Genomic DNA, 19,126 nt, shown 5'->3' with positions numbered 1-19,126 from the left:
GTCAGGGGAGATGCACGTTCACTGTAGCAAAGCCTTCTGCGCAGGGGTTTATCCATCTGTGGATTTCGTAACCGTCTCCCACGCCGCCAATTCCTCCTGCAAGGCGGCCAGCTTGCCCCTGACCAACCCGAGCGCATCGCTGCCCAGCAGCAGGTGCGCGGGCGGATGATCGGCGGCGATGGCCGCCAGCATGGCGCGCGCCGCCTTGCGCGGGTCCCCCAGCTGTCGGCCGCTTTTCTCTTCGCGCGCCTTGCGGATGGGATCGAAGATGGCGTCGTAGTCCGCAATGGCGCGTGGGGTACGTGTCATGGATCGGCCCGCCCAGTCAGTGCGGAACGATCCGGGCGCCACGGCGGTCACGGCGATGCCCAGCGGCTGCACTTCCTTGCCCAGGGCTTCGGAAATCCCCTCCAGCGCGAACTTGCTGCCGCAGTAGTACGCGATCCCCGGCATGGTGATGTGGCCGCCCATGGACGTGATGTTCAGGATGTGGCCGCGCCGGCGCTGGCGCATGAAGGGCAGGACCGCTTTCATCATTGCGACCGCGCCAAAGACGTTCACGTCGAACTGGCGGCGCATTTCCGACAGCGGCGACTCTTCCATCACGCCTTCGTGACCGTAGCCCGCGTTGTTGACCAGCACATCGATGGCCCCGGCGCTGGCTTCGATATCGGCCACGACGCCGTCGATGGCGTCGAAGTCGGTGACGTCCAGGACGCGCCCGATGGCCGCGCCTGGGGACAAGGCCTCGAAGGCGATCCGCGCGGGGTCGCTGCGCACGGTTCCAACCACGCGATGGCCGGCGGCCAGGGCCTCCTCGGCCAATGCGCGGCCGAAGCCGCTGCTGACGCCGGTGATGAGCAGGGTTTTGGGGGAGGTCATGGAGTCGGCTCCAAAGTCAGTGGAGAATGCATGGTAGTCTCGCAAAAACGCGCGGATAAGCCGTATTCCGCTACTTATATTGCATAAAACTATGAACGCGATTTCCCCGACCGTGGACGGCGCGGCAGGCCGCGCTCTTGCCGAGAGCCGCATGGCCGAGCTGCTGCGCGGCTTGGCGCCCCATGAGGGCTACAACCTGACGGCGTTGCCCAGCGTGCGCGTGCTGCGCGCCAACCGCGCGCTGGCGCGCACGCCCGTGCTGTATGACCCCGGGATCGTGATCGTGTGCCAGGGCCGTAAGCGCGGATATTTCGGCGATCGGCTTTACCTGTATGACGAGCAGCACTACCTGGCCGTCTCCGTCCCAGTTCCTTTCAGCATGGAGACTGAAGCCACGCCCGAGCGGCCGCTGCTGGCGCTGTACCTGCACCTGGATTTTGTGTTGGCGGCGGAGTTGGCGTCGCAGATCGACGGCGCCGGGCACGCGGCGCCTGCGCAGGCGCCGCAAAGCATGATGTCGACCCCGATGGATGAAGCGATGCGTGCATCGGTGCTGCGCTTCATCGAGGCCATGGCCAAGCCGTTGGAAGCCGCAGTGCTGGGAGCGGGCCTGCTGCGCGAACTCTATTTCCGCGTGCTGACCGGCCCGCAGGGCAGTTCGATGCGGGAAGCGCTATCGCTGCGTGGGCAGTTTGGCCGTATTGGCAAATCCCTGCGTGTCATCCATGCGGAGTATGCCCAGCCGCTGGATGTCACCAGGCTGGCGAATGAGGCGGGCATGAGCGTGCCGAGCTTTCACAGCCATTTCAAGGCGGTGACGCAGGTTTCCCCGATGCAGTACGTGAAATCGACCCGCCTGCACCAGGCGCGCCTCTTGATGGTGCGGCAGGACCTGACGGCCGAGACGGCGAGCCAGGCGGTGGGCTACACGAGCCCGTCCCAGTTCAGCCGCGAGTTCAAGCGCCTATTTGGCCTGACGCCAGCGGCAGAGGCGCGGCGCATGCGTGAAGGCTTCGCCATGCCAGCCTTCGCGCAAGCCGCGTTCGTGTCGTCGCATTGATGCCGTCGCACTTACCGGCGCAAACCGCCGGCGGCCAGATCAGGGCTTGGTGGCCTGCATCGAGGGGCGCTGGCTGAAATCCTCGTACCAGGCAGCCGTGGCCGGGTGCGAGGCGCGCCAGTCCAGGTCAGGGAAGCGGAAGTCCAGGTAACCCAGCGCGCAGCCGATGGTGACGGTGCCGATGTCCAGGCGGCCTGCGAGGCCCGCGGCGTTCTTCTCGATGAGCGCAAGGCCGTCGCGCACCTTGCCCAACTGGCCCTCGACCCAGCCATCCCAGCGCAAGGCCTCGGGACGCAGCACGGTCTCGTAGCGCGCCAGCAGCGCCGCGCCCAGCATGCCGTCGGCCATAGCCTGTTCGGTCAGCACGGGCCAGCGGGCCTTGCCGGCAGGAAAGAACGATCCGCCGCCCAGGTCGTTCAGGTACTCGCAGACAACGCGGCTGTCGAACAGCGCCTGGCCTTCATCGGTGATGAAGGTGGGCACCTGGCCCAGCGGATTGCTCGGGATGATGGTCTGGTCGCGGGCGACCGGACCGGCGGCGCTGGGCAGCTTTTCAATCCGGTCGGCCAGCCCGAGTTCGTGGGCGATGACCATGCACTTGCGTACGAAGGGCGAAGCGGGCGAGAAGAAGATTTTCATGGGGTTCCCTGTCGGTGAGAGGCGTCAGTGTTGCGCAGCGTGCTAACGCTGTCCAGCCTGCTTGCGGATGACAATCGGGAAGGCATGAAGCGGGGAATCGCCAGCGGCAAGGGGAAGCGGCCGGCGGCGGAAAGGCGGAGAGGCGCGTCGGACGAGCCGCGCCCCGCGTGCTGACGACGCCGGAACCTTTGCGGACCGGCGCTCACGGCTTTATTCCGTAACGCCCGTTTCCAGGCAGGGCTTGAACTCGCCGGATTCCGGATCGCGCAGGAACAGGACGCCGGTGGCCACGCCAAAATAGGCACCGTGCAGTTCCAGTTCGCCCTTTTCGACGCGGCGGCGGATCGACGGGAACGTCATCAGGTTGTTCAGGCTGTGCGCGACGGTGGCCAGTTCCAGGCGCTTCAGGTTGGCCTGGCGATCACCGGTCTCGGGGGACATGCCCTTGGCGACGGGTTCGATCTGCGACATCCATTTGCCGATGAAATCGCTCTTGCTGAGCGGCGTGGCGTCGTCGAAGAAGAACCGGATGCCGCCGCAGGAGGCGTGGCCCAGCACGACGATGTGCTTGACGTTCAGGCCGTTGACCGCGAATTCGATGGCGGCGCTGGTGCCGTGGTACGACGATTCCGAGTCGGGATCACAGGGCGGTACGAGGTTGGCCACGTTGCGCACCACAAACATTTCACCGGGGCCTGCGTCGAAGATCACTTCGGGCGATACGCGCGAGTCGCAACAGCCAATGATCAGGATTTCCGGGCTTTGGCCGATTTCGGCCAGCTTTTGATAGCGGCTGCTTTCCGTCTGGAAGCGGCCGTCAAGGAAGGATTGGTAGCCTTCGGAGAGTCTTTTGGGAAACATGATCTTCAGTTCCTAATATCGAGGCCAGGCTTGCTGGCGCGCCGGCATACGCACGAAGGGGCTTCGTGTGGAAGCCCCTTTTATCGAGTCGGCAGTCGGGATTTTCCCATAATTGGGCTGATAGCCACCTGTCTAAACCCTGATATTGAAAGGGTTTTTTTGCGGCGGGTCGAAGCCCTGGGCGGCCTTAGCGGGCCGCTACGTCCAGCGGGGTCACGCGAGCGAATTCAAGCGGCGTGATGGCCTTGACCACCTTGATCTGGCCGGGGGCGAGAGGGTCCACGATGTCTTCGCTGACCCGGCCGACCTCGCGGTTCTGGGCGTCGTACAGGACGTACGTCAGAAGGACGCTATTGACGGGGCGTTCGGACTGGTTGGCCAGGAAACCGGTGATGGTCGAGACGTTGCGGGTGTTGTCGCGCACGGCCTGGACGTTGCCCAAAGTGACGCCGTAGGCAAGGCTTTGCGCGCCGGCGGTGGTGGCGCAGGCGCTGGCCAGCACGGCAATCGAGGCGAGGATGATTTTTTTCATGGGCGTCTCCTGGGGCTCGCGGCGCGGGTTTTGCCTATCTCACTCCTTTCCGGCCGGGGATACAACGGGTCAGATGGATGAATGGGTAACAGGTTGCGGCGGAAGTTGCCATCGCTGTGGGTTTGTCCGATGATGACCGGGCCGGCGCCTTGGCCGGCGGACCGTGCCGCCCGCGTCGCGCGTGCCATTGCGCGAGGGGCGCTCAAGGGAGGAACTCATGCTTTCCCGTACCACCCAGCTGGCCTCGGCCATCCTGTTGTCCGCATGTTTTGCCGGCGCGCAGGCCCAGACCCCCGCCGCGCCCACAACCGCCAAGACGCCCACGCCGCAGCAACAGCGCATGTCGGACTGCAACAAGGCCGCCGAGGGCAAGAAAGGCGACGACCGCAAGACCTTCATGAGCAGCTGCCTGAAGGGCGAGGAGCCGGCCAAGCAACTGACGCCGCAGCAGCAGAAGATGAAGGACTGCAACGCCAAGGCCGGCGAGCAAAAGCTGACGGGTGAGGCCCGCAAGACTTTCATGAGCACCTGCCTGAAGGGCTGACCGCCCGGCAAGCAAAAACGCCAGACGAGGTCTGGCGTTTTCTTTGGCCCGCTGACAGCGGCGCTACGCGCGTCACGCCGTGGCAATCGGCGTGACCGGCGACCCAATGGCATGCGGCAGGCGCAGCGGGGGCGCGGTCAGCATGAAGTGGTGGCGGCCGTTGGCATGCAGGAAATCCGCCAGGTCCTTCAAATACCAAAGCTCGGCCAGCGGCAGGCCCAACTTGAACAGGCAGTGGTGATGCAGCGGGAGCATGGGACGCGGGCCGGACTTTTCGCGGGCGGGGTAGGCCTCGACCGCGTAGTTGTCGGCGCAGATGGCGGCGATGCCGCTGTCGGTGATCCATTGCAGCAGCGCGTCGTCGGTGCCGTCCAGCGCGGCGCCGTAGGTGTGCAGCACCTCGGGGTCCGGGGCGCCGTTCATGGCGACCACGGCTTCGGCGTAGCCGGTGCGCAGTACCAGCATGTCGCCGGGCTCCACGGCGATGCCGTCCGCGTCCAGCACGTGCATGAGTTCGGCGTGGCCGATCAGCGTGCGGCCCGGGCCGTAATGGCGGAACAGGTCCACCAGCACCCCGCGGCCCTGCATGCCCTTTTGCGCCAGGTTCTCGACGCCCAGCTTCAGCGCGGCGGACGGGCCACCGCTGTTGCAGCCGCAGCCGGTGTGATCACCGTCGGCGGGGCCCACGACGTCCACGCCGGCCTGAAAGCCGTTGTAGTAGCGCAGTTCCGGCGTGCCGTCGCCATCGGCGTCAAACAGCGCGCCCACGTGCGCCAGCGCGTCCCACTGCGTCGAATACTGCATGGACAGCAGCACCTGGTCGTCGCTCAGCACATCGAGCGCGTCCGGGTTCACGTTCTTGAGCGGGAAGTTCAGGTACGGCGTGTCCTTGAGCTTCGTCGGGCTTAGCTGCGGCGGATGGCGGCGCGGGTTGAGCACGTTGCCGCCCGGCAGGTCCAGCGGCAGGGACAGGCAGAAGGTCTTGCCGGCGCGGATCTCGCGCGCGCCCTTCAGAACCTGTTCTTCGGTGATGAGGTTCAGGCGGCCGAGTTGGTCGTCGGGCCCGAAGTCCCCCCAGTTGGAGCCTTCGGGCCGGTGCTTCCAGCGTTGCATGCGGCTCACTCCGTCAGGAAGTCGACGACCACGCGGGTGAAGGCTTCCGGTTGCTCCCAGTTCGAGATGTGGGAGGTGTTCAGTTCGACATAGCGCGCGCCGGGAATGGCGGCGGCCAGTTCCTGGCCTTGCGCGGGCGTGGCGGCCAGGTCGTGCGTGCTGCTGATGACGAGTGTGGGCGCGGTGATCGAAGACACCTGTTCGCGGAAGTCGGCGTCGCGCAGCGCGGCGCAGTTGCCCGCGTAGCCCGCGTCCGGCGTGCGGCGCAGCATGTCGATCAGGACCTGCGTGAGGCCGGGTTCGGCGGCGCGGTAGCCGTCGGTCAGCCAGCGCTCGACCAGCGTGGGGGCCATCTTTTCCAGCGTCTGCTCAGCGACGGCGGCGATGCGGGCGCTCCAGCCTTCCGTCGAACCGATGCGCGCGGCGGTGTTGCACAGGACCAGCTTGCCGACGAGTTCGGGGCGCGCCAGCGCCAGCCACAGGCCGGTCGGGCCGCCCATCGACAGGCCGCAGAAGTGTGCGCGCTTGATGTCCAGGTGCGCCAGCAGTTCGGCGACGTCGTTGCCCAGCTGCTCGAAGCTGTATTCGCCTTCGGGGACCGAGGACTTGCCGTGGCCGCGGGTGTCGTAACGCAGCACGCGGAAGTGGCGGGTCAGTTCGGGGATCTGGCGGGCCCACATGTCGGCGCAGGTGCCCAGCGAATTGGAGAGCACGAGCACCGGCGCGTCGGCGGGGCCATCGATGACGTAGAACAGCCGTGCCTGGCTGAGATCGGCATAAGACATGTGGGATTCCTTCCGGAAAAGCCGCGGCCGGGCGTCGTTGACGGCGGCCGCGCGGGATTACAGGTGGCAGACGCCGTCGACGTAGGCTTTGCGCCAGCGGGTGATGGTCACGCGTTCGAACAGGTCGGCCTGTGCGAAGGGGTCGGCATCGATGAACTGCTGCGCGGCTTCGCGCGTGTCGACGTCGACGATGTACAGGCCGCCGCCGGCATCCTTGCCGTCATCCTGCAGTTTGGCGCCGCACGCCAACAGAAGCTGCTTGTTGGCGTCCAGGTATTCCAGGTGCTTGGCGCGATGCTGCTGGCGCATGTCCTGGTGGTTGGGCTTGTCGAAGGTTTCGATGATGTAGGGCATGCAAGGCTCCTGTCAGATCGCCGAGGGATGGCGCGCAAGCGCCGTGACTTCGATATCCATGTACGGGAAGAGCGGCAGGGACGACAGCAGCGCATGCAGTTCGTCGTTGCTTTCGACGTCGAAGATGCTGACGTTGGCGTAGCGGCCGACAACGCGCCACAGGCTCTTCCACTTGCCGTCGCGCTGAAGCTGCTGCGCCAGGGCCTTTTCGTCGGCCTTCAGTTTGTCGGCGCGGTCGGCAGGCATGTCGACGGGCAGATTGACTTGCATTTGAACCATGAACAACATGATGGACTCTCCATGATGCCGCCCCGGCTGGCGGGGCGGCGTATCGGCAATTAAGGGACTTCAGTTCGCAAACTTGAGCGGCAGGCCGGTCAGGCGCAGCAGCTCATCGGCGGTCATGTCGCCAAAGATGTCGGTGACGGTCACGCCGTCCTTGTTGATGTCGAACACCGCGACATCGGTGTACACGCGCGATACGCAGCGCACGCCGGTCAGCGGATAGGTGCACGTCTCGACCAGCTTGCTCTGGCCTTCGCGGGTCTGCAGTTCCATCATCACGAAAACGTCCTTCGCGCCGATGGCCAGATCCATCGCGCCGCCCACGGCGGGGATGGCGTCGGGCGCGCCGGTGTGCCAGTTGGCCAGGTCGCCGTGCTGCGAGACCTGAAAGGCGCCCAGCACGCAGATGTCCAGATGGCCGCCGCGCATCATCGCGAACGAATCGGCATGATGAAAGAACGAGCAGCCGGGCAGTTCGGTGACGGGCTGCTTGCCGGCGTTGATGAGGTCGTAGTCTTCCTCGCCCTTGGCGGGCGCCGGGCCCATGCCCAGCATGCCGTTTTCGGTATGCAGGATGACTTCGCGGCCGGCCGGCAGGTGGTTGGCGACGAGCGTGGGCAGGCCAATGCCCAGGTTCACGTAGGCGCCTTCGGGAATGTCCTGCGCGACGCGGGCGGCGATCTGGTCGCGGGTCAGTTTGGTGCTCATTGCTGCTCCTTGGCGGCCGCTTGGCCTGCGATCTGCACGACGCGCTTGACAAAGATGCCGGGGGTCACGACGGTTTCGGGGTCCAGCTCGCCCAGTTCGACGATTTCGCGCACTTGGGCCACGGCGACGCGCGCGGCGCTGGCCATGATGGGGCCGAAGTTGCGGGCGGTCTTGCGGTAGACCAGGTTGCCCCAGCGGTCGCCGCGTTCGGCCTTGATGAGCGCGTAGTCGGCGTGCAGCGGGTACTCCAGCACGTACTGGCGGCCGTTGATTTCGCGGGTTTCCTTGCCGTCGGCCAGCGGCGTGCCGTAGCCGGTGGGCGTGAAGAATGCGCCGATGCCGGCGCCGGCGGCGCGGATGCGCTCGGCCAGGTTGCCTTGGGGCACCAGTTCCAGTTCCAGCTTGCCGCTGCGGTACAGGCCGTCGAAGATCTGCGAGTCCGCCTGACGCGGAAACGAGCAGATGATCTTGCGCACGCGGTTGGCGCCCAGCAGCGCGGCGAGGCCGGTGGTGCCGTTGCCGGCGTTGTTGTTGATGATGACCAGGTCCTTGGCGCCCTGTTCAAGCAGGGCGTCGATCAGTTCCATGGGCTGGCCGGCGGTGCCAAAGCCGCCGATCATGACGGTGGCGCCATCGGGGACGTCCGCCAGGGCGGCGGCAGCGCTTGCAACAAGCTTAGAGATCATGATGTTCGCTCATAGGTGGCGTGTCATAATTTGTTCTTCTTTCGAACTTTCGTTCTTCTGAAGAACATCGTTTCATGGGGACTGCGAAGGCGTCAAGGCATGCCCGCACGCCGCACTCTCCATCGTTCGGAGTCGCCCGCAAGGGGCAACGCAGGGCTCGCCGGCGGCGGGCCTTTTACTCTTGGAACCAGACGGATGGCCGAGCAAGATCCCCAGCAACCCAGCGACAGTTACGTGCAATCCTTCGCGCGCGGCCTGTCGGTGATCCGGGCCTTCGGCCCCGACCGTTCGCAGATGACGCTGTCCGAAGTCGCGGCCGTGACGGGCCTGACCCGCGCGGGCGCGCGCCGCATTCTGCTGACGCTGGAACATCTGGGCTACGTCACCGTCGACGACCGCAAGTTCTCGCTGACGCCGCGCATCCTGGAGCTCGGTTACGCCTACCTGTCGGGCACGCCGCTGTGGAACCTGGCGCTGCCCTACATGGAAGAAGTCGCCGAGCTGACGCGCGAATCGTGTTCCGTGTCGGTGCTGGAAGGCGCCGACATCGTCTACATCCTGCGGCTGTCGACCCATAAGGTGATGACGATCAACCTGGCCGTGGGCAGCCGCTTGCCGGCCTGGGTGACGTCGATGGGCCGCGTGCTGCTGGCGGGCCTGCCGCCGGCCGAACTGGACCGCGTGCTGGCGATGAGCCAGATCCAGCGCTATACGGCGGACACCGTTACCGACATCGATGAGATCAAGCGCGTGCTGGCCGGCGTGCGCGCCGATGGCTACGCGTGCGTGGCGCAGGAACTGGAGCCCGGCCTGCAGTCGGTGGCGGTGCCCATCATCGACCGCAGCGGCCGCGTGATCGCCGCGATGAACGTCAGCGGCCATGCCAACCGGTTTTCGCGCGAGGCTATGCTGGAGGCCTTTCTGCCACCGCTGCGCCGCGCCGCCGACCAGATCAACCACGCGCTGCTGCGCCGCTAGGCGGCGCGGGCGGATGGCGAGGTCGGTCGGCAGGGACATGGCGGCCGCGTTCAGATGGGTGCGACGCCAAGCGTCGTACCGCCGCAGACATACAGCATCTGGCCGGTGACAAATCCGTTGTCGGGCGACAAAAAGAACATCGCGGCGCGCGCGACGTCTTCGGGGGTGCCCAGGCGCTTGACGACGATGCTGTTGATGATGCGCTCGGTCTGCGGCGCGCCGGCGGGATTGCTCTTGGTGAAAAGGTCGGTGGCGATGGGGCCGGGGCCGATGGCGTTGACGGTGATGCCGTCGCCGCCCAGTTCCATGGCCAGCGTGCGGGTCATGCCCACCAGTCCGGCCTTCGTGGCCGAATAGACGACGCGATCCGGCTTGCCCAGCGCCGCGCGCGAGGACATGTTGACGATGCGGCCGAAGCCGGCTTCGCGCATGGCGGGCAGCGTGGCCTGCACCAGGATGAGCGCGGTGCGCAGGTGCAGATTAACGACGTAGTCCAGGTCGGCCAGCGTGGCGGTGTCGGCGGTGCCGGGCCGCGTGGCGCCGGCGTTGTTCACGAGGCCGACAATGTTGAACGCGCTGGTGACTTCGCGGGCGACTTCCTGCGTGCGCGCTTCATCGGTCAGATCGGCCTGATACGAGACCAGACCCGCCGGCGGATTCTCGGGCAGCTTGTAGTCGATGTTGACGACCTTGTGGCCGGCATCGAGCAGCATGCGGACGATGGCGGCGCCGATCCCGGCGCTGCCGCCGGTGACGAGATACGCGGTGGGTTTGGTCATATCAATTCCCGTTCGGTTCAAAAAAACACGGCTCTGACAATAGCCCTAGTCCCGCCCCAGATCGGGGACACCGCCAGATCCGGCTCCGCCGGTCTGCAGGTGTCGCCCCTGGGGGCGCGCGTGAGCGCGTAGGGGGGGACCGATCAATGCGTCAGATAGCCCCATGCCAATACTGCGGTGATGTGGATCACGCCGACCCACAGCATCATGATGACGGTATAGCCCATCACGTCGCGCAGCTTCAGCTTGGACAGGGCGAGCGCGGGCAGGATCCAGAAGGGTTGCACGAGGTCGTTCCAGGCGTTGCCCAGCATGACGGCCATGGTGGTCTGGTTGAGCGCGCTGCCGATTTCCTTGGCGGCGTCGATCATGAACGGACCCTGGATGACCCAGTGGCCGCCGGCGGACGGCGCAAAGAAGTTGATGACGAACGAGCTGATCAGGCCCCAGAACGGCAGCGTTTCAGGCGTGGCGACGTCGACAAAGACCTTGGAGATCGAGGTGACCAGACCCGAGGCGGCCATGATGGCCATGATGCCGGCGTAGAACGGGTACTGCAGGATGATCCCGGAGATGGTCTTGATGCCTTCGGTCAGCTTGGCGACGTAGGCGGCGGGGGTGCCGAGCAGGATGATGCCCAGGAACAGGATGATGAAGTTGATGAGGTTCAGGTCCAGCGAACCGCCGTCCATGAAGTGAAAGACGACGTAGGCCACGCCGAGCGCGCCGATCAGCAGGCTGAGCAGGCGGCTGTTGTTGAGCTTGGAGGCGAGGGTGCCCTTTTCGAGCATGTCTTCGGCGGCGCTGGACGCGTTGGCGTCGCGGTCGATGTTGGGATCGACTTCGACGATGGCTTCACCCTTCTTGGGGTGCAGCCAGGCGTTGAGCAGCGGCAGGGTGATGATGATGATCAGGCTGGTGATCAGCATGGGCACGGAGAAGATGGTTTGGGACAGGGGGATGGTGCCCATCTGCGCGGCGGTGGGGTGGCCGGGCGTGGCGACGAGCACGGGGATGCTGGCCGACAGGCCAAGACCGTACATGGTGAAGCCGCTGTAGGCGGCGGCGATGATCAGGGGGTAGTGCACGCCCTTGACCTTCAGGGCCAGCTTCTTGGCGACGATGCCGCCGATGACCAGGCCAAAGCCCCAGTTCAGGTAGCTGCCGATGCCGCCGACGAGGGTGGCGACGATGATGGCGGTGTGCGGCTTGTGGACGTGGCTGACGATGCGGTTGAGCATTCGGTCGGTCAGCGGCGCGGTGGCCAGCACGTAACCCATGGCCAGGATGACGGCCATCTGGGTGGTGAAGGCCAGGAGGCTCCAGAAGCCTTTGCCCCAGGCGCGGGTGACGTCGCCGATGCTCTGGCCTTCGATGCCCATGGCCAGCAGCACGGTGAGCAAGGTGAGCGCGATCGCAAAGACAAAGGGATCGGGCAGATACTTGCGCATCAGCTCGGTAAAAAATGAAGCCAATTTATTCATGGTGCCTCCAACAACTCCGTAAGGCGGTTCTCTGATGTCCGGCGGCGCGCGTCATCGGGTGACGATGCGGGCGCGCGGGACGATTGCTTTTCTTTGTGTGGGTGGGCTCGTGGCCCGATGGCGCGGTCGGTCTTGGCCGCCGCGCTTTTTGTGGATGTTTGAGAACGGCTCAGGAGCCGCCGGCCTTGCCGTTCAGCCAGGCGGCCAGTTCGCCAAGGGCGGCGCTTTTCTCGCGCAGGACGCGTTCGCGGCGTTCGGGGCTCCAGGTGTAAAAGCCCTGGCCGCTCTTGGCGCCGAGGTGGCCGCTGTCGACTTTGCTTTTGAGCAGATCGGACGGTTCGGTGCGGTTCTCGAGGTCTTTGTAGAGGTAGCTGGCGATGGCGTAATGAACGTCGATGCCGTTCATGTCGCGCTGTTCCAGGGGGCCGGACAGGGCGAGGCGAATGCCGAGGCTCCACTTGACGACTTCGTCGATGTCTTCGGCGCTGGCAACGCCCTTTTCCAGCAGGGAGATGGCCTCGCGCGCAAGCGCATGCTGGATGCGGTTGGCGATGAAGCCGGGGATGTCCTGGCGCACGAGCACGGGGCGTTTGCCGCCGAAGCGCAGGGTGGCCATGACTTTGGCAACGGTGTCCTCGGAGGTGTCGTCGTTACGGACGACCTCGACGAGGGGGATGACGTCGGCGGGGGTGAAGAAGTGGGCGCCCACGAAGCGGTCGCGGCGCTGGACGGCGCTGGCGATAGCGTTGATGGACAGGCCGGAGGTGTTGGTGGCGAAGATCGTGTGCGCGGGGCACAGGGTGTCGAGCTTGGCGAAGATGCCGCGCTTGAGATCCAGGTTCTCCGGGACGGCCTCGATGACGAGGTCGCTGGCGGCGGCAGCTTCGAGGCCTTGCTCCATGCGGATGCGCTGGATGACCTGCTGGACTTCGCCGGGCGCGTAGACGTTCAACTGCCGTTCGATGGTCTTGAGGGCTCGGTCCAGGGCGCCGTCGACCGGATCGATCAAAACGACATTGAGTCCCTTCGAGGCGAACAGCGCGGCAATGCCGCTGCCCATGGCGCCTGCGCCGATGACGGCGAGATTTCTGAGGGGAGTGTCCATATGGCTCGCTTGGTGCTTGCGGCTGCTGCTTGCACGCGGGCACGCGGGGACCAGGAGGAACGCTGTCTCGTCCGAGGGTGCCTTTCTGTGCGCGGCTGGCCAGAAAAATCTTTGTGTTCTATATACGAACATTTGTGCGTGTATAGAATTTCTGTGGGGGATAGTACTAAAAGTTGCTGGGGGTGGACAAATGGGGGATGGGGGGTGTTCGGTGGGTGGACGGTGGTGCGTGCTTGGACATCGGGCTGGGGTATGTGGGCGGAGGATTGTCTGGCTAGGTGATGGCTTGTGAAGTTGTGACGTGTGCTGGTCGTGTCCGCTGGCTGCTGTCTTTGCGGATGGGGGAGTGTTTGGATTGTTGTGTGCAGGCCTATGAGGGAGTGCCCGGATTTTTGTGTGCAGGCCTTTGATGGTTTTCAAGGAGACTGAGGCAGTGTTCTTTTGGCGCCCGGCGCGTCGTCGGCCTGGGGCGCGCGGGGCTACGATTGCGGTCCGGAGCCTTCGCTCCGGACTGCCCCGTCGTCATCGTCGTTGTCGCCTCCGGCGACTGCCTTCCGATTCCCTCGGGCGCATCTACACGCCCCGCGCACCCCAGGCCGCCGCCACGCCGGGCTCGGGTGGATTCAGCTTGGCGGGCTCTGGGGAGGGGGGGTTCTTGAGATTCTTGCTTGCGGTCGTGCGGGTTTGAAGCGTCTTGCGGTGCCCGCCCCGCGGCGGCCGCGCGGGCGGCCTGGCGGGGCTTACGCGATGTCTTGCGTTGGCGTGATGACGCTTCGCGGTCGCGCGGACTTCTTGGTATCTGATGGCGGTCTAGATGCAGATGCTCTTAGGTGTCTGACACCCTTAAGCACTGTCGTTTGAATCTGCGGATCGTGTTGCCGGGTGTCTGACACCGGCCGCAAGCGGCAATCCTGGTGGCGCCATCGACATCCGCGGTTCCGGTTCCCGCCAGCGTTTCTACCCCGAATTCCGCAGTCCCGCCGCGATTCCGTTGATCGTCAGATGGATCGCGCGCTGCACGCGCTTGTCGACCTCTGCGGCGGGCTTTTTCTGCGCCGCGCGGTGGCGGCGGATGAGGTCGATCTGCAGATAGTTCAGCGGGTCGATATACGCGAAGCGTTCGCGCAGCAGGATTTGCAGCGTGGGGTTGTCGGCGAGCAGTTCGCGTTGGGTCAGCAGTTTGAGCATGGCGAGCGTGCGGCCGTGTTCGGCGCTGATGGCGCCGAAGATGCGTTCGCGCAGGGCGCGCTGGGGGACGAGTTGGGCGTAGCGGGCGGCGATGGCGAGGTCGGATTTGGCCAGCACCATTTCCATGTTGGAGAGCAGGGTGCGGAAGGCGGGCCAGTCGCGGGCCATTTCGCGTAGTTGGGCGAGGCGGCCGCGGCGGGAGCGGGGGGCGTCGGGGGCGCCGGTTTCGAGGTAGGCCTCGATGGCCGAACCCATGCCGTACCAGCCGGTGAGCATGAGGCGGCATTGGGCCCAGGAGAAGCCCCAGGGGATGGCGCGCAGGTCTTCGATGCGTTGGCCCTTTTTGCGGGAGGCGGGACGCGAGCCGATGTTCAGGCCGGCGATTTCGCTGATGGGCGTGGCGGCGAAGAAGTATTCGGCGAAGCCGGGGGTGTCGTAGACGAGGCCGCGGTAGGTGCGTTGCGCGGTGTCGGACATGAAGGACATGGCGGGGCCGTGGTGGGCCATGTGGGCATCTTCGGCGCTGGTGGCTTCGGCGCGCGGGGCGAGGCTGGATTCGAGGGTGGCGGCGACGAGGAGTTCAAGGTGCCAGCGGCCGACTTCGGCGTCCTTGTACTTGCTTTGGATGACTTCGCCTTGCTCGGTGAGGCGGATCTGGCCGGCGACGGTGCCGGGAGGCTGGGCAAGGATGGCGTCGAAGCTGGAACCGCCGCCGCGGCCGACGGAGCCGCCGCGGCCGTGAAAGAGGCGCAGGCGGACGTTGCGGCTGGAGAAGACATCGACCAGCGCGCGTTCGGCTTGGTAGAGCGACCAGTTGGAGGTCAGGAAGCCGCCGTCCTTGTTGCTGTCGGAGTAGCCCAGCATGACTTCCTGCGCGCCGTTTTGCGCGCGCTTCACGCGTTGGCGGATTTCGGGCAGGTCGAGCCAGGCGGCCATGATGTCGGCGCCGCGTTGCAGGTCGGGGATGGTTTCAAAGAGCGGCACGACCATGAGGCCGTCTTCGGGAAGGATGTCCTGGCCGGCGGGCGCGATGAGGCCGGCCTCTTTTTGCAGGACCATGACTTCGAGCAGGTCGCTGAGCGTTTCGGTGTGCGAGACGATGGTCTGGCGCACGGCCTGTTTGCCGTAGCGCGCGCGGCCGGCGGCGGCGGCGCGCAGGACGGCGAGCTCGCGGGTGGTGTCTTCGGAGTAGGCGATCCAGGGCGACGCGAGCGGGCGCGCCTGGGCGAGTTCGGCGCGCAGGAGTTCGACGCGTTCGTCTTCGGTCAGGGCCAGGTAGTCGAGAGGCTTGCCGTTGTGCGTGACGCCGGCGCGCGAGAAGAGTTCGGCAAGCGCGCCTTCGTGGACGTCGGAGCTTTGGCGCAGGTCGACGGTGGCCAGGTGAAAGCCGAAGACTTCGAGGGCCTGCTGCAGGCCGGAGAGGCGCAGCTTGGCGAGGGGGGCGCCGTGGTGCGCGGCGAGGGATGCGGCGATGACGGCGAGGTCGGCGGCGAATTCCTGGGGGGCGTCGTAGGCGGGGGCGGCGACAGTGCTGCGGCGGGCAAGGTTCTGGCCGGTCAGGCGCAGCGCGGTGGCGGCCAGCCGGGCGTAGACGCCGACGAGGGCGCGCCGGTAGGGTTCGTCGCGGCGGTGCGGGGAGTCGTCGCCGCTGCGCTCGGCGAGCGCGAGCAGTTCGGGGTCTGCGGCGATGAGCAGGGTGGTGATGGACAGTTCAGCGCCCAGCGCGTGGACTTCCTGCAGGTAGTGTTCAAAGAGGACGGTGGCCTGGCGCAGCAGGGCGCGTTCGAGCGTGGCGGCGTCGACGTTGGGATTGCCGTCGCGGTCGCCGCCGATCCAGCTGCCCATGCGCAGGAAGGGTTCAAGCGGCGGGGGCGGGGCGGCGAAGGGTTTGGCGGACTCGCGGTTGAGCAGTTTGGAGAGGTCGCCGTACAGGCGCGGGATGACCTGCAAAAAGGTGCTGCGATAGTACGAGAGCGCGTTTTCGATTTCGTCGGCGACGGTCAGGCGCGTGTAGCGCAGCATGCGGGTCTGCCACAGGGTGGCGACGCGGCCGAGCAATGCGGTGTCGAGTTCGGCCAGTTCGTCGGGCGTGAGCTGGGCGTCGCGCTGCGCGAGCGCGCTGGCGATTTCGCGGTGGACGTCGAGCGTGCTTTTGCGCTGCACTTCAGTGGGGTGCGCGGTGAGGACGGGCATGACGCAGGCTTCGGCCAGCAGTCGGCGGATGCGCGCCACGCCGACGCCCTGGCCGCCAAGCACCTGGATGGCTTCGCGCAGGCTGCCACGCGCGGGCGTGCCGTCGGTGAGGGCGCGGGCGCGCTGGCGGCGGTTCTGGTCGCGGTCTTCGGCGATGTTGGCCAGGTGCAGAAAGTAGCTGAAGGCGCGTGCGACGGAGTTGGGGTCGCTGCCTTGCAGGCGCTTGACGCGTTGTTCGAGCAGTTTGCTGTCGGCGTCGTCGCCTTCGCGGCGGAATTTGACGGCGGTGCGGCGTAAGGTTTCGATGGTGTCGAAGACGCGCTTGCCTTCGCATTCTTCGATGACTTCTCCTAACAGTCGGCCTAACAGCCGGATATCGTGACGCAAGGGTTCTGCGGAATCTGACTGCGTGCGCTTGGCATTCATCGTGCGGGGATCCGTCTGACGGCTGTTGGAAGAGGAAAAGTCGAAGCGGGCGTTGCGGGCAAACCTTGAAAATGATGGGTCGATTTTACGCAGCGTTCCTTACGGGGAAGGCGGTTTGCTCGGTTAAAGTGCGAGGTATCCCTTCGTTATTCCAGAAGCCCCCTTTATGCAAAATCATCAACGTCGCGCGCTCGTGCTGTTTTCGGGCGGCCAGGATTCCACCACTTGCCTCGCCTGGGCGCTTGACCGCTATGCGCATGTGGAGACGGTGGCGTTCGATTACGGGCAGCGTCATCACATCGAACTGTCTGCGCGGCTGAATGTGCTGCGCGAGATCCGGGCCAATTTTCCGGACTGGGCGGCGCGGTTGGGCGAGGATCATCTGCTGGACCTGAAGGTGCTGGGTCAGGTGGGCGATACGGCGATGACGAGCGACCGCGCGATCGAGATGCAGGCCAACGGGCTGCCGAATACGTTTGTGCCGGGGCGCAATCTGCTGTTCCTGACGTTGGCGGCGGCGCTGGGGTATCGGCGTCAGCTGGACGTGCTGGTGGGGGGGATGTGCGAGACGGATTTCTCGGGGTATCCGGATTGCCGGGACGACACGATCAAGGCGCAGCAGGTGGCGTTGGGGCTGGGACTGGGGGCACGGGTGACGATCGAGACGCCGCTGATGTGGATCGACAAATCTGAGACCTGGGCGCTGGCCTATGCGCTGGGCGGTGATGCGTTGGTGGAGACGATCGTCGAGGAAAGCCATACGTGTTATCTGGGAGAGCGGGGGGCTCGGCATGATTGGGGGTATGGGTGCGGGGAGTGTCCGGCTTGCAAGTTGAGGAAGATCGGGTGGGAGAAATGGGTGGTGGCTTCGGCGGCAGAGGGGTGAGTGGCTGGTCAGCTCGGCCGTGGCCTGGGGCTGGTTCTTGAGACGCTTGGTGTTTCGGCGGACTGGAGCTGGTTCTTGAGACGCCCGGCGCGTCGTCGGCCTGGGGCGCGCGGGGCTACGATTGCGGTCCGGAGCCTTCGCTCCGGACTGCCCCTTCGTCATCTTCGTTGTCGCCTTCGGCGACTGCCTTCAGATTCCCTCGGGCGCATCTACACGCCCCGCGCACCCCAGGCCGACGACACGCCGAGCTCTGGTGGTTTCAGCTTGGCGGGCGCTGGGGCGAATCGAGTTCTTGAGGTTTTTGCCAGCGCTAGCGCGGGGTTGGAGCATCTTTCGTTGCCCGCCCCACGACGGCCGCGCGGGCGGCCTGGCGGGGCTTACGCGGTGTCTTGCGTTTGGTGATGACGCTTCGCGTGTGGCTGCGGTTTGTTGGGGTTCTTCAAGGTGGCCGTCGGCATTTTGGTGTTGTTACCGCCCAAAGACGCATTAGATACCGTCTTGACCGTCAAGCGCTCAGGCGTAGTCGGGCCGATACGGTGTCCGAGTTTTAAGCACGCCGAAGCACAGATGCACCAGCTTTCTCATGGCCGCGCCTAGCGCGGCCATTTTGCTCTTTCCAGCTGCTAAGAGTCGCGCGTAAAGCGCACCAACGTGTGGGTTGAAGCGCTTGCTGACGATAGCGGCCATGTAGAGGGTGGCACGTACTGTGCTGGGACCCGTTTTAGATAGCCGCGGCCGGCTGTTCAGACTGGTGCCGGACTGGCGTTGCACCGGCACCACCCCCAAGTAGGAGGCCAAGCCCTCGGCTGACTCGATGGGCCGGTTATGCATGATCGACAGGATCGAGTTCCCCGCTCGATCCCCGATGCCGGGGATGCTGGTCAGCAGTTCCCGATCCTCCTTCAGGTCCGGGTGGCGGTCGATGTGGTCATTGATCGCATGATCCAGGCGTTTGATCTCTTCACGCAGGAACGCGATCGTTTTGGCGATGGATCCCTCGACCAGCACGGGTGGATCACTGAACTGCGTCTTCTCCTGGCGATTGAGTTCGCGCTGCAGATCCTTGGCCAGCGCGTCGCGCCGAGCCAACAAGGCCCGTAGTTGACGGGCATGCAGCGGTGCGGGGCGCCACAGCCCAGGCTTGAGCGCCTGACCGTAGCGGGCCAGCACGTAGCTATCGATCCCATCGGTTTTGGAGCGCACCGCCAGCGCCCCGGCGAAGTCGCGCACCTGGGCAGGGTTGACCAACGAGACACTGACTGAAGCGTCATGCAGGGCCGTGGCAGCCTGCTCGTGATATTGCCCTGTGGGCTCGAGCACGGCATGCAACTGCGCCGGCTCGGCTCCCTGCTTGGCGCACCACTGCAGCAGCGTCTGCACGCCCGCTATCGAGTTGGGTACGACCTTGGTCTTGCGTTTGTTGGCATCGCTGCCAAGCAGCGCGCAATCCAGCTTCGCCTTAGAAACGTCAATTCCGAGAAAAAACATAAACCTAAGCTCCCTTGCCAATACCAAAGAAGCCCGCTGCGCCCACTTGCCTTGTACATACAGGGTCCAATGCCCTAGGCTACCGTCCAGTGTCCAGCCGGCTCAGAGGTGCGGAACCGAGGCGTAATCTGAACCACAAAGTCCAGGCTC

Annotated in this window: 19 protein-coding genes; 4 read left to right on the top strand and 15 right to left on the bottom strand. The window is 65.5% G+C overall.

The features are described 5' to 3' along the window. Positions 1 to 48: 48 nt before the first annotated feature. Entirely contained in the window at positions 49 to 882 is an 834-nt protein-coding gene (locus QEP15_RS23660) for an oxidoreductase (protein WP_280148174.1), read from the bottom strand. A gap of 151 nt (positions 883 to 1,033) precedes the next feature. Between QEP15_RS23660 and QEP15_RS23655 the strand changes: the two genes are divergently transcribed. Next, positions 1,034 to 1,942: an AraC family transcriptional regulator gene (locus QEP15_RS23655; protein ID WP_280148946.1), complete on the top strand. Its 909-nt coding sequence runs from the start codon at positions 1,034 to 1,036 to the stop codon at positions 1,940 to 1,942. A 39-nt stretch (positions 1,943 to 1,981) separates the two neighbouring features. On the opposite strand, the gene QEP15_RS23650 is transcribed toward QEP15_RS23655, so the two are convergent. The 3 genes from QEP15_RS23650 to QEP15_RS23640 form a co-directional block, all read right to left on the bottom strand. Further along, entirely contained in the window at positions 1,982 to 2,581 is a 600-nt protein-coding gene (locus QEP15_RS23650) for a glutathione S-transferase (RefSeq protein ID WP_056319865.1), read from the bottom strand. 210 nt (positions 2,582 to 2,791) lie between these two features. Continuing rightward, positions 2,792 to 3,442 (bottom strand): carbonic anhydrase, encoded by a 651-nt coding sequence (locus QEP15_RS23645; RefSeq protein WP_152382816.1) that lies wholly within the window; start codon positions 3,440 to 3,442, stop codon positions 2,792 to 2,794. Positions 3,443 to 3,629: 187 nt separating this feature from the next. Then, positions 3,630 to 3,974 carry an FxLYD domain-containing protein gene (locus tag QEP15_RS23640; RefSeq protein WP_280148173.1) on the bottom strand — a complete coding sequence of 115 codons (345 nt, stop codon included), beginning with the start codon at positions 3,972 to 3,974 and terminating at the stop codon, positions 3,630 to 3,632. A 217-nt stretch (positions 3,975 to 4,191) separates the two neighbouring features. Here QEP15_RS23640 and QEP15_RS23635 point away from each other — a divergent pair, with 217 nt between their 5' ends. After that, on the top strand, positions 4,192 to 4,518 hold the full coding sequence (locus QEP15_RS23635) for a PsiF family protein (protein ID WP_056319837.1): 327 nt from the start codon (positions 4,192 to 4,194) through the stop codon (positions 4,516 to 4,518). A gap of 72 nt (positions 4,519 to 4,590) precedes the next feature. Here QEP15_RS23635 and QEP15_RS23630 read toward each other — a convergent pair whose 3' ends face one another. The 6 genes from QEP15_RS23630 to QEP15_RS23605 are packed head-to-tail and all read right to left on the bottom strand — an operon-like array spanning position 4,591 to position 8,449. Then, on the bottom strand, positions 4,591 to 5,631 hold the full coding sequence (locus tag QEP15_RS23630) for a cyclase family protein (RefSeq protein WP_193725334.1): 1,041 nt from the start codon (positions 5,629 to 5,631) through the stop codon (positions 4,591 to 4,593). Between the two features lie 5 nt (positions 5,632 to 5,636). Then, entirely contained in the window at positions 5,637 to 6,416 is a 780-nt protein-coding gene (pcaD, locus tag QEP15_RS23625) for a 3-oxoadipate enol-lactonase (protein WP_062839029.1), read from the bottom strand. 57 nt (positions 6,417 to 6,473) lie between these two features. Then, positions 6,474 to 6,770 carry a YciI family protein gene (locus QEP15_RS23620; protein ID WP_226847370.1) on the bottom strand — a complete coding sequence of 99 codons (297 nt, stop codon included), beginning with the start codon at positions 6,768 to 6,770 and terminating at the stop codon, positions 6,474 to 6,476. A 12-nt stretch (positions 6,771 to 6,782) separates the two neighbouring features. Further along, entirely contained in the window at positions 6,783 to 7,058 is a 276-nt protein-coding gene (gene catC / locus QEP15_RS23615; RefSeq protein ID WP_056319828.1) for a muconolactone Delta-isomerase, read from the bottom strand. Between the two features lie 60 nt (positions 7,059 to 7,118). Then, entirely contained in the window at positions 7,119 to 7,763 is a 645-nt protein-coding gene (locus QEP15_RS23610; RefSeq protein WP_056319825.1) for a 3-oxoacid CoA-transferase subunit B, read from the bottom strand. Continuing rightward, the gene (locus QEP15_RS23605) at positions 7,760 to 8,449 is read right to left on the bottom strand and encodes a 3-oxoacid CoA-transferase subunit A (RefSeq protein ID WP_056319823.1); all 690 of its coding nucleotides are present in this window, start codon (positions 8,447 to 8,449) and stop codon (positions 7,760 to 7,762) included. The genes QEP15_RS23610 and QEP15_RS23605 overlap by 4 nt, the downstream gene beginning before the upstream one ends. 195 nt (positions 8,450 to 8,644) lie before the next feature. Here QEP15_RS23605 and QEP15_RS23600 point away from each other — a divergent pair, with 195 nt between their 5' ends. After that, a complete protein-coding gene (locus tag QEP15_RS23600; RefSeq protein ID WP_142052616.1) occupies positions 8,645 to 9,427 on the top strand; it encodes an IclR family transcriptional regulator in 783 nt (260 codons plus the stop codon). A 50-nt stretch (positions 9,428 to 9,477) separates the two neighbouring features. On the opposite strand, the gene QEP15_RS23595 is transcribed toward QEP15_RS23600, so the two are convergent. The 4 genes from QEP15_RS23595 to ppc form a co-directional block, all read right to left on the bottom strand. Next, positions 9,478 to 10,206 carry an SDR family NAD(P)-dependent oxidoreductase gene (locus QEP15_RS23595; protein ID WP_152382811.1) on the bottom strand — a complete coding sequence of 243 codons (729 nt, stop codon included), beginning with the start codon at positions 10,204 to 10,206 and terminating at the stop codon, positions 9,478 to 9,480. 143 nt (positions 10,207 to 10,349) lie between these two features. Then, on the bottom strand, positions 10,350 to 11,690 hold the full coding sequence (locus QEP15_RS23590; protein WP_280148172.1) for a short-chain fatty acid transporter: 1,341 nt from the start codon (positions 11,688 to 11,690) through the stop codon (positions 10,350 to 10,352). 169 nt (positions 11,691 to 11,859) lie between these two features. Beyond that, positions 11,860 to 12,795, bottom strand: coding sequence for a 3-hydroxyacyl-CoA dehydrogenase family protein (locus QEP15_RS23585; protein WP_142052620.1), 936 nt, complete (start codon positions 12,793 to 12,795; stop codon positions 11,860 to 11,862). Positions 12,796 to 13,752: 957 nt separating this feature from the next. After that, positions 13,753 to 16,602: a phosphoenolpyruvate carboxylase gene (gene ppc, locus QEP15_RS23580; RefSeq protein ID WP_280148171.1), complete on the bottom strand. Its 2,850-nt coding sequence runs from the start codon at positions 16,600 to 16,602 to the stop codon at positions 13,753 to 13,755. Between the two features lie 166 nt (positions 16,603 to 16,768). On the opposite strand from ppc, the gene queC reads away from it, so the two are divergent. Further along, entirely contained in the window at positions 16,769 to 17,488 is a 720-nt protein-coding gene (gene queC, locus QEP15_RS23575; RefSeq protein WP_175156473.1) for a 7-cyano-7-deazaguanine synthase QueC, read from the top strand. Positions 17,489 to 18,001: 513 nt separating this feature from the next. Here the strand turns inward: queC and QEP15_RS23570 are convergent. After that, positions 18,002 to 18,976, bottom strand: a complete 975-nt coding sequence (locus QEP15_RS23570; protein WP_142051405.1) for an IS110 family RNA-guided transposase — start codon at positions 18,974 to 18,976, stop codon at positions 18,002 to 18,004. Between the last annotated feature and the right edge of the window lie 150 nt (positions 18,977 to 19,126).

Origin of the sequence: Achromobacter mucicolens (assembly GCF_029866465.1) — a bacterium.
GTDB lineage: Bacteria > Pseudomonadota > Gammaproteobacteria > Burkholderiales > Burkholderiaceae_B > Achromobacter > Achromobacter mucicolens.
Note: the sequence above shows the minus strand (reverse complement) of the source record. Positions and strands in the feature narration are given on the sequence as shown.